General features: G+C 70.0%; 11 protein-coding genes and 2 pseudogenes. 2 read left to right on the plus strand and 11 right to left on the minus strand.

The features are described 5' to 3' along the window. Positions 1-26: 26 nt before the first annotated feature. Positions 27-1,247 (minus strand): metallophosphoesterase, encoded by a 1,221-nt coding sequence (locus QF032_RS34700; protein WP_307059164.1) that lies wholly within the window; start codon positions 1,245-1,247, stop codon positions 27-29. Positions 1,248-1,717: 470 nt separating this feature from the next. Here QF032_RS34700 and QF032_RS34705 point away from each other — a divergent pair, with 470 nt between their 5' ends. Further along, entirely contained in the window at positions 1,718-2,113 is a 396-nt protein-coding gene (locus tag QF032_RS34705; protein WP_307047977.1) for a nuclear transport factor 2 family protein, read from the plus strand. A gap of 38 nt (positions 2,114-2,151) precedes the next feature. Here QF032_RS34705 and QF032_RS34710 read toward each other — a convergent pair whose 3' ends face one another. Next, positions 2,152-2,493 carry a winged helix-turn-helix transcriptional regulator gene (locus QF032_RS34710; protein ID WP_307047979.1) on the minus strand — a complete coding sequence of 114 codons (342 nt, stop codon included), beginning with the start codon at positions 2,491-2,493 and terminating at the stop codon, positions 2,152-2,154. A gap of 340 nt (positions 2,494-2,833) precedes the next feature. Further along, positions 2,834-2,989: pseudogene (locus QF032_RS40945) on the minus strand (acyl-CoA dehydrogenase family protein); the annotation flags it as partial. Here QF032_RS40945 and QF032_RS34720 point away from each other — a divergent pair. Beyond that, the gene (locus QF032_RS34720) at positions 2,951-3,787 is read left to right on the plus strand and encodes a hypothetical protein (protein ID WP_307060584.1); all 837 of its coding nucleotides are present in this window, start codon (positions 2,951-2,953) and stop codon (positions 3,785-3,787) included. The pseudogene QF032_RS40945 and the gene QF032_RS34720 overlap by 39 nt on opposite strands. Here the strand turns inward: QF032_RS34720 and QF032_RS34725 are convergent. The 8 genes and pseudogenes from QF032_RS34725 to QF032_RS34760 all read right to left on the minus strand — a co-directional run bounded on the left by QF032_RS34725 (position 3,762) and on the right by QF032_RS34760 (position 14,977). Beyond that, positions 3,762-4,851: pseudogene (locus tag QF032_RS34725) on the minus strand (DNA polymerase III subunit beta family protein). The gene QF032_RS34720 and the pseudogene QF032_RS34725 overlap by 26 nt on opposite strands. A gap of 396 nt (positions 4,852-5,247) precedes the next feature. Further along, positions 5,248-5,673, minus strand: a complete 426-nt coding sequence (locus QF032_RS34730; protein ID WP_307047983.1) for a PPOX class F420-dependent oxidoreductase — start codon at positions 5,671-5,673, stop codon at positions 5,248-5,250. A 109-nt stretch (positions 5,674-5,782) separates the two neighbouring features. Continuing rightward, positions 5,783-6,559, minus strand: coding sequence for an MBL fold metallo-hydrolase (locus QF032_RS34735; protein ID WP_307047986.1), 777 nt, complete (start codon positions 6,557-6,559; stop codon positions 5,783-5,785). A 135-nt stretch (positions 6,560-6,694) separates the two neighbouring features. Beyond that, complete coding sequence (locus tag QF032_RS34740) at positions 6,695-7,075, minus strand: VOC family protein (RefSeq protein ID WP_307047988.1); 381 nt, start codon at positions 7,073-7,075, stop codon at positions 6,695-6,697. 502 nt (positions 7,076-7,577) lie between these two features. After that, on the minus strand, positions 7,578-11,108 hold the full coding sequence (locus tag QF032_RS34745; protein ID WP_307059165.1) for an indolepyruvate ferredoxin oxidoreductase family protein: 3,531 nt from the start codon (positions 11,106-11,108) through the stop codon (positions 7,578-7,580). A 114-nt stretch (positions 11,109-11,222) separates the two neighbouring features. Continuing rightward, positions 11,223-11,843, minus strand: coding sequence for a TetR/AcrR family transcriptional regulator (locus QF032_RS34750; RefSeq protein WP_307047992.1), 621 nt, complete (start codon positions 11,841-11,843; stop codon positions 11,223-11,225). Positions 11,844-11,852: 9 nt separating this feature from the next. After that, complete coding sequence (locus QF032_RS34755; RefSeq protein ID WP_307059167.1) at positions 11,853-12,503, minus strand: RraA family protein; 651 nt, start codon at positions 12,501-12,503, stop codon at positions 11,853-11,855. Next, complete coding sequence (locus tag QF032_RS34760; RefSeq protein ID WP_307059169.1) at positions 12,500-14,977, minus strand: glycoside hydrolase family 2 TIM barrel-domain containing protein; 2,478 nt, start codon at positions 14,975-14,977, stop codon at positions 12,500-12,502. The genes QF032_RS34755 and QF032_RS34760 overlap by 4 nt, the downstream gene beginning before the upstream one ends. Positions 14,978-14,992 lie beyond the last annotated feature (15 nt).

Below are 14,992 nucleotides of genomic sequence, written 5' to 3' on the forward strand. Positions count from 1 at the left end.
GGGGTGCGCCGGCCCGCCCGGTGCTCCTACGACGGCGTGGGCGGGTGCGGGGAGCGGAGCACGAGCAGGGTGATCTCGCTGGGGGCGAAGACGCGGAACGGCGGGCCCCAGAAGCCGGTGCCGCGACTGGTGTAGAGGAGGGTGCGGGCGCCGTGCCGGCTCAGGCCCGCGACGACGGGCTGGTCGATGCGGACCAGGTGGTGGAAGGGCCAGATCTGGCCGCCGTGGGTGTGGCCGGAGAGCTGGAGGTCGATACCGGCGGCCGCCGCCCGGTCGACGAACTTGGGCTGGTGCGCCAGGAGCAGGACGGGCAGGTCGGGGTCGGCGCCGTTCAGGGCTCCGGCGAGGTGGGCGCCGTGGCCTGCCAGGCCGGAGGACTCGGCGGTGACGTCGTCCACACCGGCGACCACGAGGGTGTCGCCTCCCCGTTCGAGAAGCAGATGGCGGTTGCGCAGCGGTTCCCAGCCCAGCTCGTCCATCAGGTCGACCCAGCCCTGGGCCTCGCTGTAGTACTCGTGGTTGCCGGTGACGTACACCCGGGCCCGGGTGGCCCGCACCGAACCGAGCGGGACGGCCTGGGCGCGGCGGAGTTCGGCCGTGCCGTCCGCGATGTCGCCGGTGTGGCAGACCAGGTCGGCTTCCAGGGTGTTCACGGTCTCGCACACCCGTGCCGACCAGCGAGCGCGATCGAGCGGGCCGTAGTGGGTGTCGGTGATGAGGGCGACCCGGGTGCCGTCCAACCCGGCTCCCAGCCGCGGGAGTAGCACGTCCAGTCGACGCACGCGCGGCACACGGCGGGCCTCTGCGTACCCCCAGGCGAGCAGCACGGCGCTGACACCGAGGACCGCCCACGTGACGACGCGGGCCCGGTCCTGACTCTCGCCGACGCCGGCCAGGGTCAGGGCGAGCCGCAGCAGGACACCGAGCAGAACGGACCAGGTGAACAGCACCCAGCCCGTGCCCAGCAGGGTGTCACCGACGATCGCGGCCCGGTCCTGCTGACGCCGGCCGTGGCCGCGCACCATGGCGAGCGGCATACCGACGAGGCCGAGGACGCACAGGGCGGTGCCGGCCACCATGACGGACAGCGGCCAGTGCTGCCCGGTGTGCAGGAGCACCACGCAGGGCACCGCCCACAGCAGCACGGGGGCGATCAGGGGGAGATAGCGCATCAGGCGGTGCAGTCGGCTGCGCCGCGGCGCTTGCGCCGCACTGTCCGCGGGCCGGGTGTCGCTCGTGTCGGTCACGGTTCCGCTCCCTGACCAGGCTGCCGTTTCGCGCACTCTATCCGGTCGCCCCGGGACCGGCCGGACCGGCGTTCATGGGCGACGCCCGCGCCGCGCCGCGTCGCGCCACGCGACCGCGGATCCTGCCCTGGGGGACGGACTCCCGGCAGTATCGGCGCGGCGTGTGACGTGCGTCACGTCATCCCATTGGTTACGTTGAGGTGACCGGACACCGATGGTGAGTATGGAGACGCAGCAGGAGAACTCGCCGAAGGAGAGAGCCTGCGGATCGAGGCCAAGTGCACCGCGGGGTCCGGCTCTTCTCGGCGGGCCGGCAGGCCGACGACTTCCGGGGCGGCGCCCGGGGAGCAGGTCTGCCGACGCCGGACCGCGCGTCGTTGATCCATCCCGAGTCGCGCACGTCGCGGCTCGCATCCACCTCGTAACGGTAGTCGTCCCGCCTCCGCGTCAGAGGCGTAAGGAGTGTTGTCATGACCAGCAAGAACGTCGACATCGCACGTGAGTACTTCCAGGCCGTCCGGACGGGTGACCTGGCCAAGGTGGGCGAGCTCCTGGACGAGGAGATCGTCTGGCACCAGCCGGGCGCCAACCGGTTCTCCGGTGAGCGCAAGGGGCGCGACGCCGTCTTCGCGATGCTCGGCGGGATGATGGAGGCCAGCCAGGGCTCCTTCGCCATCGACGCGATCCACGCCCTCATGGGCAACGGGGACATGGTGGCCGCCTCGATCCACTTCGCCGGGCGGCGCGAGGACGCGTCCATGAGCATGGACGGCGTGGACGTCCTGCGCCTCGAGGACGGCAAGATCGTCGAGATGTGGCTGTTCTCCCACGACCAGGTGGCCGAGGACGCCTTCTGGGGGAAGTAGGCCGCCCCTACCCTTCCCGGGCGGAAGCACCGGTCAGGTCACTGGCGGGCGTCGTAGCTCTCGCGTGCCGCGAGTACCTCGGTGAAGTGTTCCTCGGCCCAGAGGGCGATTGCCTGAAGCGGGGCGTACAGGGTGCGCCCCAGTGCGGTCAACTCGTACTCGACCCGGGGCGGGACCTCGCCGTACACGTGCCGGGTGACGAGCCCGTCGCGTTCCAGGTCCCGGAGCGTCTCGGTGAGGACCTTGGCGCTGATGCCGTCGACGCTGGTGCGCAGGTCGCGGAAGCGCAGGGGGCCGACGCTGAGCGCGATGACCACCATGGCCGTCCACTTGTTGGCGATGCGGGCGAGCGAGGTGCGGGACGGGCAGGTCGCCGTCATGACATCGAACGTCGGGAACTGTGGCACGTGAACGCCCTCATCGGTTGTGTCGAGGCGATGGTCACCGAAGGTGAGTGCAGGGACCCGGCAGGCGGGATTCTCGCGGGACCGCCCCGCCGGGCGACCGAAGCCGCCGTGTTCTCGGCGCACGGAAGCATGGCGGGGGTCAGGGCTTTCCTACGCTGCGGAGGGACCGCGGGTCAAGGAGGGGGGCGAGCGTCGCCTTCACGCTCGGATCCCGGCAGGCGAGGCCGGTCGGCCGGCGGGCGCTGTCACGTCCGACGCAGGTGGGTCGAGCGACCTGCTCGCCGCCTCGCCTCTCCTGGTCGAACTCGGCCTCGGCTACCTCGCCCAGCGTCCGCAACGCGTTCCACCGCATGGTCCGCAACTCCGCCCACAGCCGCACCAGTCGCTCGCGCACGACGGGATCGCCGGCCGCGCCCGTCTCCACGGCGGCGTGCACGATCCGCCCCAACTCCTGCGCGAAGCCGACTGGCTCATCGAGATCGGCCCGGGCTCGGGCACCGAAGGCGGCACCGTTTTGGCCACCGGCGACGTCACCACTCTCGGCAAGGACCCCCACTCCCTGATCGGTGGATTCCGCACCGGCCGCGAACCCGTCCTCGTCCGCCAACGGGCCGACCGCGACACGATGTCCGACCAAGGCCGCATCCACCTCTCCACCCGGCCCCTGCACACCGTGCACGCCCTGGACGTCGACATCCCCCGGGGCCGCCTCACCGCCGTGACCGGCGTGTCCGGATCGGGCAAGACCACGCTGATCCTCGAAAGCCTGATCCCCGCGCTCCAGGCGAAAGCCGCGGGCAGAGCACTGCCCGACCATGTGGCCGCGGTGGACGCGCAGGCGATCACCCGGGTGAACACGGTCGACGCGACCCCCACCGGAGTCAACGTCCGTTCCACCGTCGCGACCTACAGCGGCATCTTCGACGACCTGCGCCGCGCCTACGCCGCCACCGATGCGGCCAAGCAGCGGGGGCTCACCGCCGCGGACTTCTCCCACAACACCGGCTCCCTGCGCTGGCCCCGCTGCGAGGGCACCGGCCAGGTCTCCCTCGACGTCCGGTTCCTGCCCGACGTCGACATCGCCTGCCCCGCATGCGACGGCACCCGGTACGCCCCCGAAGCCGCCGGCATCCTCCGCCCGACCCCCACAAACCCGGACGACGGGATGTCCTTGCCCGACCTGCTCGCCCTCACCGCCAGGCAGGCGATCGAGCAGGTCGGAGACATCCGCCGGGCGGAACCTAGTTTTCCGACCGGACCGGCATGAGGAGCGAGAAGGCATCCTCGTCGTCGGGCCGGCGGATCGCGAGCGGGGCCGTGGGCGCGCCCAGTTCCAGGATCAGTTCGTCCCGGGCCCCGGCGGCGAGCGCGTCCAGGAGGAACTCGCGGTTGACTGCCACGTTGGCCTGGTCGTCGTCATTGTCGTCGCACACGATCACGGACCCGTTCTCCGCCACCCTGAGCACGCTGAGGTCGTGCGGCTCGCCGTCCTGCTCACGCGTCTCGCTCAGGCGGACCGGGCCCGATTCCAGAGCCTGACGGAAGGCCGCCGTATCGATGTGGGCCCGGCGGCCGGCCGGGAGGTCGACGAGACGACGGTAGTCGGGGAACTCGTGGCCGAGGCTCCGGCCGGCCGTCTGCCGGTCGCCTGTCTCCATCGTCACGCGGTCACCGTCCAGCTGGAGGTGGACGGGCTCCTCACCGGTGAGCAGCGCCCGCATCGCGTCGGCGAGCGGGAGAGGCACGACGACCTGTGTCCGGGGCCCGCCGTGCCCGGTCGTGGGTGCCTGCGCGACGGCCATCCGGTAGCGGTCGGTGGCCACGAGGTGAAGGCCGTCGCCCTCCACGTCGAAGAGGACTCCGCCGAGCATCGGCAGCTCCGCGTCGGTACCGGCCGCGAAGCGGACGGCGTCCAGCGCGGCGGCCAACTCAGGCGCGGGGACGGACAACCGGGCGGTGGTGGCGGTGTGGAGCGAGTTCATGGGGTGTGTCTCCCTGCGGTCGAGTAGTGCTCGGAGCGCGGAGAACTCGCTGCGGGCATCGGAGAGTCCCAGCTCGAGACGGCGCAGGTGCGCCTGAAGCAGACCGCGCACCAGGTCCATGTCGGCGCCGGACCACGCGGCCAGCACGAGCCGGATATCGGCCAGCGGCATGCCCGCCCGGCGTAACCGGGCCAGCAACCGGGCCTCCTCCAGCTGCCCGGCCTCGTACCAGCGGTACCCGCTGACCGGGTCCACCCAGGCGGTGGACCAGCACACCGGCCCGGTCGTAGAACCGCAGCGCGCTCACGCCCAGTCCGCCGTCCCGGGCCATCTCCCCGATGCTGCGCATGTCGTTCTCCACTCCCGGAACTCTGATCCCTCGACAAGGTCGAGGGTCAACTCCGGCCGGCCCGGAGACGTCACTCAGGCCGGGCAGTCGGCCTCTGTGGCGGCCGTGCCCGAACGGATTTGACGCCGCACCCACGGTTGCACGGGCGTCGGCGGTCCCGATGCCGGTAGGGCCGCGCCCGCGAGCCGGAGCACGTCGTGTACCACGCGCGAGGTCGCCGGCAACGTGGCGAGCCCGAGCACGGAGCCCGTCGCCCAGAAGGCGGCTCCAGCCCAGTTGATCGACAGCGCCCGGCAGTTCGTCCGTCTGGGCCGGCGGCTGCCCGGCCACGAGGTGGCCTGCGAGCCGTGGGTGCCGGCCTTCGGCGGTACGCAACCCCGCGTCCGCCTGCACGGCTCAATCGGCGATGCCGGCGAAGGCGATGACCTTGTCGATGCGGGCCCGGACGAGGAGGTTTCCCGGGCCGCCGTTGCGGGCTGCGTACTCCTCGGCGCTGTCTTCGCCCATGTAGCGGGCGCCGAGGCGCGTGGCCCACCGCAGTGTCTCGTCGGGGTCCTCTGAGATGTCGGCACGGCCCTGGAGCAGGACGAAGGCGTACGGGGGCCGGTCCTCGTCCACGCAGAGCGCGAAGCGGCCGTCGCGGGCCAGGTTGCGGCCTTTGACCCCGTCTTCCTCGGTGTTGAACACCACGTCGTCTCCGTCGAGCAGGAACCACACGGGTGTGACGTGCGGGCTGCCGTCGGGCCGGACGGTCGACAGCTTGCCGGTGCGGGTGCCGTGGGAGACGAAGGCCCGCCACTGCTGGTCGGTCATCCTGTGCATGGTCTGCCTCCTCTGATCGGGCGCCGGGTCGGGGGGAAGCCCGGCGGTCCGGCTTCCCCACACAGGGAGCACGGTTTGTCGCGGTTACTGTGTTCGGACGCGGCGCGGCCTATCGGGCGAAGTCGAGGCGGTCGGCCAGGCCGGCCTCGGAGAACGCGGCCTCGATCTCCTTGCGGCCCTCCTGGAAGTGGGCCCAGCCGTCGTAGTGAGCGGGGACGACCCGGCGGGCACCGAGGATCCTGGCGGCTTGGGCGCCCAGGGCACTGTCGAGGGTGAGCAGGCCACCGTCGAAGGCGAAGTCCATGCGGGCGCCGCCGAGGAAGAGGACCGCGGTGTCCACGGGGGCGAACTTCGTGGCGATCTCCTTGACGTGCTCCAGGTTGGCGTTGTCGCCGCTCACGTAGACGGAGGGCAGGTCGTGGGAGGTGAGCAGGAAGCCGACGACGTCGCCGGTGATCGGCTCGCATCCCTCGGGGCCGTGCCGGGCGGGCAGGCCGGTGACGGTCACGGTGCCGCCGTCGGGCCGCTCGAGCTCGGCGGTCTGCCAGAAGGCGAGGCCCCGGGCGTTTCCGCCCAGGCGGCCGGCGCCGCTGACGGTGGTGAAGACGACCGGTACCTCGGACAGGAGGGCGCGTCCGGCGTGGTCGAGGTTGTCGTCGTGCTCGTCGTGGGAGAGCAGGACGGCGTCGATGCGGCCGAGGTCGGCGGCGGTGACCGGTGACGGCTTGGTCTTGACGAGCTTGTGGTCGCCGGGGAGGGGCATGGGGTAGTCGCCCGGCGGGTCGAAGGTCGGATCGGTGACGAACCGGAGACCGCCGTACTCGATGAGGGTGGTGGGGCCGCCGTGGACGTGGACGGGGACCTGCTCGCCGGTGGGGCTGGACATGGGGAAACCTTCCGTGTGTTGACGCGGGAGAACTTGGCGGTACTGGACGGTGCGGAGGACCGTCCGGGTTCCGTCAAAAGGCAGATCGACCGAGAGGCGGCGCGTGGCGGACCCGGCCTCCTTGCACGGGACGTGTCACGGGGCGGGTGCGGAGAACACGCCGAAGTGGTGGCCCGCGCTGTCTTCCAGGCGGGCGAAGGTGAGGCCCGCGGCGTCGGTGATCGGTGCCATGAGCACCTTGCCGCCCAGTTCCTCGGCGTGCTGGACGGTCGCGGCGACGTCCTGGACGAGCACGTAGAAGACCGCGTAGTCGGGGAACCTCCCCTCCGACTCCCACACGCCACCGGTGGGCTGCTGGGCGCCCGGTGTGACGACGGCGTGGTAGTTGACGCCGGGGGTGTTGGTGTTGAGCTGGAAGTTCCAGTCGAAGAGCCGGCCGTAGAAGTGCTTGACCTCTTCCGGCTGGTCGGTGCCGATCTCGAACCAGGCGACGGAGTTGAGGGCAGGACCGGGCATCGAACTCTCCTTTACGTCTGACAGCGGGGGACATGGCGGCACGCTCCGCGCGCCACGACCGGAGCCGGTGGGCGCCTTCCGGAGTTGCCGCGCTCAGCCTAGACATATGCATTCCATGGAAGCAACTTCCGTAGATGAATGTTCCGTGGCCGCCACTGCCGACCGCCACTGGATCGCCCCAGTGGAGACGGTCGGCGGTTGCGGCCACATGGTCGACGTGGATCTCGGCCCGCGAGAAGTCACAGGTCCGCGTGGTGGAGCTGGCCTCGTCCGATGCCGAGGTCCGCCGGGAACTCGGCCAGCACGCTCCACCCCGGCACAGTTGGCACGCACTCGCCTCACGACCGTATTCCCGTGCTCTCGAGGAGTGAGTGCCTGCCGCGATGGCCCTTGCGCAGCGCAGATGCCGACGCTCTCTCACGCCGACGTCCCGCGCAGGGGCGTGCGCGGGAGACCTTGCGCCGGAGGTACGCCTGGCACCGCACTCGCTACGCCACGGAGTTCAACGGCCCCGTCCGGCGCCCGTCGACTCGGGGTCCGCGCTCTCCCGCAGCTCACGAAGTATGCGGGTCTTGTCGGCCCGGTAGCGCTCTACGGTCGGGAGTTTGACGCCTTCGTATCCGCGAACGGCATCCGGCAGCTCCGCGAGCCGGCGGACCTCGGCCAGGTTCTCCTCGTTCAAGAGCCCGAGCGCGGCGTTGATCGACTCGCGGTACTCGTCGACGAGCTGACGCTCGATCCGTCGCATGTGCTGAAGTCCGAACACGTCAAGGCGGGTCCCTCGAACGCGCCGCAGTGCTCGCAGCAGGCTGAGGATCGGACGGAACCAGCTCCCCAGAGCGACTTTCCTCGTCATACCCGCGGCTCGCAGAACAGGCGGATGCAGCCGGTAGGAGCGTCGGCTCGCGCTTCCGAATGTGGCGGTGATGTGGTCGTCCACGACGGGATCGAGGGCGAGCCGCGCCACCTCGTACTCGTCCTTGTACGCCATCAGCTTGTGGAGATAACGAGCGACAGTCTCGGCCAACTCGGTGGAATCGCCGACGGCAGCGCGTTCCGCGACCGCCACCGCCTTGACGAAGTCGACATACGTGCGGGCGTAGCGCCTGTCCTGGTAGTCGATGAGGTCGGCCACGCGCATGGTGAGGAGACGATGCAGCTCCGACTCCTCGTCATCGGTGACCGAGGCCACGAGCTCGGTGGTTCCTGCGGCGAGCCGCGGCCCCGCCTCCGCGAATGTCGAGCCCGTCAGCCCGGCCCGCAACGCCTGCGGGTCGGCGACCGCCTGGCGGCCTCGCCGGAAGGCCTGCACGTTGCGATCGACGGCGACGCCGTTCAGTGCGATGGCCTCTTCGATGGCCGAAGCCGGCATCGGCAGCAGCCCGGTCTGGTAGGCGGCTCCCACCAACAGCATGTTGGCGTACTGATCGTCGTCGAAGAGCTGCCTGGCCAGTGAGCCGGAGTCCAGAGCCACGAGCCGGCGCGTCGCACTGCCGACGGCGTGGCGCACGGCAGCGGGAGCCGGAAAGCTGACTGCTGTGTCGACCACCATCTCCCCGGTGGGTATCTCTGTCGTGGTCATGACGGCGACAGTTCGGTCCGGGGAGGCGGCGGAAAGGTACTTCGGATCGGTCGCGACGAGCGGGTCGCATGCGAGGTAGAGGTCGCACTGCCCCTGACCGATCTTGCCCCCTTCTTCCACGACACCCTCTGTGATCTTGATGTCGGAGACGACGGCGCCGCCCTTCTGGGCGAGACCGGTCTGGTCGAGGCTGCGCGCGTGACGGCCGTCGATCACGGCCGCAGTGGCCAGCACCTGGGAGACGGTGACGATGCCCGTGCCCCCGATCCCGGTGATCCGCATGCCGAAGGAGCCGGCACCGGCGGTGCGGGCCGGCTCGGCGACGTCGGTGGCCGCCAGGGCGGGCAGTTCCGCGCGCGGCGGCTTACCGGCAGGCACGATGGTCATGAACGCCGGGCAGTCGCCGTCGAGGCACGAGTAGTCCAGGTTGCACGAGGACTGGTCGATCCTGGTCTTGCGGCCGAACTCGGTCGAGACCGGGTGGACGGACAGACAGTTCGACTTGCGGCCGCAGTCACCGCAGCCCTCGCAGATGCGCTCGTTGATCCAGACTCGCGTCGTCGGTGCCTGGGCCTTGCCGCGCCGGCGGGCACGCCGTTTCTCGGCGGCGCATTCCTGGTCGTGGATGAGGACCGTGACGCCGGCGGTGGCCTTGAGCTCCGCCAGTGCGTCCTCGATCACGGCCCGGTCGAGGACCTTCACCGACTTCGGAAGCCGGGCCCGCGGGATGCGGGCCCGGTCCTCCGTCGTGATGATCACCTTGGTGGCGCCTTCGTCGAGGAGCGTGGCGGCGAGCCGGTCGACCGGCAGCGCGCCGACGGCGTCCTGGCCTCCCGTCATGGCGACCGTCCCGTTGTAGAGCAGCTTGAACGTGACGTTCACCCCCGCGGCGATCGCCGCCCGGACGGCCAGGCTGCCCGAATGCATGAAAGTGCCGTCCCCGATGTTCTGCACGAAGTGGTCGGCGTCGACGAACGGCTCCATCCCGATCCACTGAGCCCCTTCCCCGCCCATCTGGGTCATGCCGACGACCGGGCCCACCTGTTCGGGATCCATGAACACGACCATGGAGTGGCAGCCGATCCCCGCGCCGACCGGCGAGTCCCCGCCTGCGGTGGTCGAGGTGTTGTGCGGACACCCCGAGCAGTAGTACGGGCTGCGGGCCAGGAGTGGCAGCACCGACGCCGTACGGGCCCTCGGCCGCTGACGCCATGTGCGGGCGGCATCGATGCCGAGCCGTGCGAGCACTCTGGACAGTCCGGTGGCTATGCCGTCCGCGTCGAGCTCTCCTGAGCGGCTGAACAGGGACCGCCCGTCCTGGTCCTGCTTGCCGTGGACGAACGGGGCCCGGGGGCGGCCGAAGAGGATCTCCTTGACGGCGGCTTCCAGGAACGGCCGCTTCTCCTCGACGACCACCACCTGGTCGAGACCTTCCGCGAACTCGATGACGGCGTCACGTTCGAGGGGGAAGATCATGCCGAGTTTGAGGATCCTGATCCCGTACCGTGCGAGGTCCTCGTCGGTGAGACCGATGATGCGCAGGGCCTCGCGGACGTCGAGGTAGGTCTTGCCGGACGTCAGGATGCCGATCCTGTCCGACGGCCCGCGCTGGACCACGCGGTTGAGGCCATTGAGCCGTGCGTACTCCACGGCGCGGGGGAGCCGGACCTCGTGCAGGCTGCGCTCGAGCGCCATGAGATGGGCGCCGAGGAGCATCGAGTTCGGCTCGTGCGAGCCGGCGCCCAGGTCGCCCTCCACGACCGAGATCCGATCGCGCGCCACGACGGCCGTGGACGCCGAGTCCGCGACCGCGGTGGTGACCTTCAGGCCCGACCACACGCCGCTGAACCGGGAGAGGAACTGCGCGTGCAGCCCGAAGTCGAGGACGTCCTGCGCATCGGCGGGGTACAGCGTCGGGATCGCCAGGTCCGCGAGCGTCGCCTCACTGGCGCACGGCACGCTGGACGACTTGGCTCCCGGATCGTCGCCGACCAGAGCGACAGCGCCACCGGAGGGGCCCGTGCCCACCAGGTTCGCGTGGCGCAGGGCATCGGAGGCGCGGTCGAGGCCGGGGGACTTGCCGTACCAGACGCCCACGACGCCGTCGCACCGTGAGGTTCCGATCTGGCCGGCCAACTGGCTGCCCATGACGGCGGTCGCGGCGAGTTCCTCGTTGAGCCCCGGTCGGTGGACGACGTCGTGCGCGTGCAGCAACGCCTCGCGCCGTGCCAACTCGATGTCGTACCCGGCGAGTGGTGATCCCTCGTACCCGGATACGAACGTCGCGGTGTGCAGTCCGTTCAGACGGTCACGCCTGGATCGATCCAGGAGGACGCGGACGAGAGCCTGGATTCCGGAGAGGTGCAGGACGCCTTCTTCACGCAGGTAGCGGTCTTCCAGGCGGAAGCGTCGGCCGCCCGGCTGCTGCGCCTCGGTGATGGATGGGGTCATCGTCCTCTTCCTGACAACGATTCGGGGCCACTGCCCCTCTGATGGCCGTTGAACGGCGAGCTCCGCCGACTGCCTCCGGGCAGGGCAGGGTGCCGGGATCTGCGACGTAGTTCCTCACCGCGGCACAGGTTCGGTCAGCCGCGCGGTCGCCCAGCCGAGCAGCGCACCGCGGAACGCCGACACCAGTCGGTGCGTGATCTGCGCGGGCGACAGCGCGAGCGTGTCACGGAGATCGAAGATCTCCCGGGGGTCGAAGAGGACGTTCCACAGGAAGGCGGCCTCGTCCTCGACGCCGACGAGCTGGCCGACCCCGAGAATCGCCACGAGTTCGCGGATGGGGCGGGCGAGGGCCTCCGCCTGGCCTTCCAAGTACGGTTCCTGGGCCTTGTACCGCGCGAGGAACCCTTCCGACGACCGGCGGTGCACCAGCGCCGCGCCTTCGGCGAGGACGAGATCCACCCAGAAGCCGCAGACACTCTCGAGCAGGGCCAGACCGTTGCTTCGCTGCTCGAGACTGTGATCGCGGAACTTGCTCACGATGTCCCGCCGGTAGGCACTGAGGGCGTCGTCCGCGGACTCGAAGTGCCGATAGGCCGTCGCGACCGACACATCCGCCTGCCGAGCGATGTCGGCGAGGCTGATCGGCTGCTCGCAACGCTCGAAAAGCTCTGCGGCGGCCTGGATCAGCTTGGCGTTGTTCAACCGCTGATCCCTGCGCATGCGCGTCCTCTTCATGTACGCGGCTCATTTCGTGGGCGCTTGCTTGGCCTGCGTGCGCATGCCCTGCTCGGATTCCGCGATCTGCGCCAGCTCGGCGGCGATGTCGTACGCCTTCGTCAGGGGCACTGCGACGACGCCGTCGGCGTCGGCCACGACCACGTCACCGGGGTTGATGACGACACCGCCGATGGCGACGGGCGTCCCGATGGCTCCGGGGCCGTGTTTCCACGGCCCGGCCGGCGTGATCGAACGCGACCACACGGGGAATTGCTGCTGCCGGATCTCGTCGCGGTCCCTGACCGCTCCGTCGACGATCGCTCCCACGGCACCCCGCGAGGAGAAGTACTGGGTGAGGATGTCGCCCATCACGGCCCGGCCCGGGTAACCGAATCCGTTGATGACGAGGAAGTCGCCGGGTTCGATGTGCGCGACGGCGTCGATCACGGCCAGGTCGTCTCCTGCGACGGTCAGGACCGTCAGGGCGCTGCCCACGGCACGGCAGCCGTCCCAGAGGGGTGTGATGCCACCGTCGGGCATGCCGAGGCGCCCGAGTGCGTCTCCGATGTTCGCGACCGAGTGCCGCTGGAACTGCGCGAGCAACTCCCCGTCAGGACGCCGCCACTTCGGGCCGACCTCGATGTTGGGCGAGCCGGCGGATGTCGGCGCGTAGCTCATTTCTGTCCTTCCCGTGTCACGTGATGAGTGGGTGCCTGGACGACGTCGATCTCGAGGGAGGCGTCCGGGACTCCGTGCGCCCGGGCTGTGACGGTGATCCGTCCTGTTTCCCCGGTGGCCCGGACGATCGCCAGGGCACGTCCTTTGAACGAGGTGGCGGAATGGTCGAGGAAGCTCTCCTCGGTGGCCGGAGCTCCCGTACCGAATCCTTGGAGCACCCCGGCACCGTCGACCTGGATCGTGATCTTTGTGTCCCGGTTCGGGTTGAGCACACCGTCTCCGTCGGTCAGGGTGATGTCGATGTGGACCAACCGCTGCGGATCGGCGCCGAGTTCGGTGCGGTCCGTCTTCAGGCTCAGGTGCGTGGGTTCGCCGGCGGTGTGCAGCGCCGAGCGTCCCACCTCCGCTCCGTCGCGGTACGCCACCACCTCCAGGAGACCGGGCTCGTAGGGCACGTCGGCTTCGGCGACGAAGTTCCGCTCGGTGCCGACGGGCACGGTCGCGACGGTGATGCCGTTGAGCCGGAACTCGACTTCCTCGGCCGCCGCGTAGGCCTCGACATGGAGCGGCGAGCCGACAGGAACATCGAAGGTCCAGCTGGGGGAGACGTCGGCCCAGGTCCATGCCCTGGGCTTGATGACGTAGCCGTCATCGCGGTGGCGTCGCACGGCGAGGTAGGGCGTCTGCGTGAGCCCGTAGACGATCTCGCGGTAGTAGGAGATCGGGTGACGCTGCCCGATGATGTCGATGTCCCCGCACTCGGCGGTGAGCCACGGGTAGGGGGCGCGGTGCACCTGCTGGTCCTCGGGGTAGACGTGCCGGCCGGTTCCCACCTCGCCGAGGAAGTCCCATGCGGTCCAGGTGAAGTCGCCGATGACGTGGGGGTTCTCCGTGACGAGCTGCCACAGCCGGTCGATCTTCGTCGGGAATGTCTCCGAGCCCACTACCACGCGGTTGGGGTACGCCTCCTTGTCCAGCACGTACCGGCTCTCGCCGTAGTTGAGCCCCACGACGTCGAGAACGGAGGCGGGTTCGGCGAGCCGCTCCCCGACGACCGGCGAGGCCATGAGGGCGTCGATCAGATGCGTCACCTGGCCCAGATAGTCGTTCAGCCCCCGGACGGGGGCGGCGTCCTGCCCCAGTTCCGCCTTCAGCGCGGGGATCTTGTCGCGGGCGATGTACATGCCCTGGAGTGCGTGGGTGACCAGGCGGGTCGGGTCCTGCGCGCGCACCCGGTCGGCGATGCGGCGGCCCAGGCGCGTGCCGTGCGGGGTTCCGGCTTCGATGATCTCGTTGCCGATCGAGTACATGATCACGCTGGGGTGGTTGAAGTCCTTCGCCACGAGCGAGTCGACGTCGCGTTCCCACCACTGCGGGAATCTGCGCGAGTAGTCGTCACCGGACTTCGCGACCGTCCACACGTCGAACAGCTCGTCCATGACGAGCATGCCGAGACGGTCGCACGCGTCGAGCAGGGCGACGCTCATGGGGTTGTGCGCGGAACGTACGGCGTTGAAGCCCGCGGCCTTGAGCATCCGTACCCGCCGCTCGGCGGCGTCGGCGAAGTCGGCCGCGCCGAGGATGCCGTTGTCGTGGTGGATCGCACCGCCGCGGAGCTTGACGGTCTCGCCGTTGATCCGCAGGCCGCGGATCGGGTCGGCGGTGACGGTGCGGACACCGAAGTGCGTGGAAGTCTCGTCGAGCGGGCCGCTGTCGTCGAAGAGGCGCACGGTCGCGTGGTAGAGATGCGGCGAGTCGACGCTCCAGAGGGACGGCCGCTGGACGTACGCCCGCTGATGGGTGGTGATCCCGTCGCCCGCCAGGAGGGTGACCCGGGCCCGGTCGGACGCCACGACCTCGCCCCCGGCGTCCAGGATCTCGAGAAGCACTTCGACGACGCGGGTGGAGACGTCCTCGTTGACGATCTCGGTCGCCGCCACCACGGTGGCGAGATCGGCGTCGATGTCCGGCGTGATGAGTCGCAGGCCGGTCGGGGTGACGTGGACGAGGTCACCGACGAGGACGTTGACGGGACGGTGGAGGCCGCCCCCCGAGTACCAGCGGGAGTCCTGGTGTGCCTGCGCGTCCACCCGAACGGTGTTGGCCCTGCCGTAGTACAGGAAGGGGTCCGCGCTGACGTGGAAGCGGGAGTATCCGCCTGCCCACTGACCGGCGAGAGCACCGTTGATGTAGACCATCGCGTCGCGGTAGACACCTTCGAACTCGAAGGTGACTCGCTTCGTCGCCCATTCCTCCGGCACGTCGAACTGCTTCTCGTAGGTCCACTTTCCGTCGCGGAAGTAGCCCGTCTGCGGTCCACCGGAGTTCTCCGCGGACCGCCCTCCCTTCAGCATGGCGTCGTGCGGCAGGGTGACTTCTTCCTCACCGGCACCGGCACCGGCGACCACGATCGCCTCGTGAACGGACACGAGAGGGCCGACGCGCCACGCGTCGTTGAACGGGATGCGGATCATTGGAACTTCCTTGCT

The sequence above is a fragment of the Streptomyces achromogenes genome (assembly GCF_030816715.1).
In the GTDB taxonomy this organism is placed as follows: Bacteria; Actinomycetota; Actinomycetes; order Streptomycetales; family Streptomycetaceae; genus Streptomyces; species Streptomyces achromogenes_A.

What these genes read in the sequence shown, in the direction of transcription:
- QF032_RS34705 (WP_307047977.1), top strand. Translation starts at nt 1,718, where the DNA reads ATGACCAGCAAGAACGTCGACATCGCACGTGAGTACTTCCAGGCCGTC.
- QF032_RS34710 (WP_307047979.1), bottom strand. Translation starts at nt 2,493, where the DNA reads ATGACGGCGACCTGCCCGTCCCGCACCTCGCTCGCCCGCATCGCCAAC.
- QF032_RS34730 (WP_307047983.1), bottom strand. Translation starts at nt 5,673, where the DNA reads ATGCACAGGATGACCGACCAGCAGTGGCGGGCCTTCGTCTCCCACGGC.
- QF032_RS34735 (WP_307047986.1), bottom strand. Translation starts at nt 6,559, where the DNA reads ATGTCCAGCCCCACCGGCGAGCAGGTCCCCGTCCACGTCCACGGCGGC.
- QF032_RS34740 (WP_307047988.1), bottom strand. Translation starts at nt 7,075, where the DNA reads ATGCCCGGTCCTGCCCTCAACTCCGTCGCCTGGTTCGAGATCGGCACC.
- QF032_RS34745 (WP_307059165.1), bottom strand. Translation starts at nt 11,108, where the DNA reads ATGACCCCATCCATCACCGAGGCGCAGCAGCCGGGCGGCCGACGCTTC.
- QF032_RS34750 (WP_307047992.1), bottom strand. Translation starts at nt 11,843, where the DNA reads ATGAAGAGGACGCGCATGCGCAGGGATCAGCGGTTGAACAACGCCAAG.
- QF032_RS34755 (WP_307059167.1), bottom strand. Translation starts at nt 12,503, where the DNA reads ATGAGCTACGCGCCGACATCCGCCGGCTCGCCCAACATCGAGGTCGGC.
- QF032_RS34760 (WP_307059169.1), bottom strand. Translation starts at nt 14,977, where the DNA reads ATGATCCGCATCCCGTTCAACGACGCGTGGCGCGTCGGCCCTCTCGTG.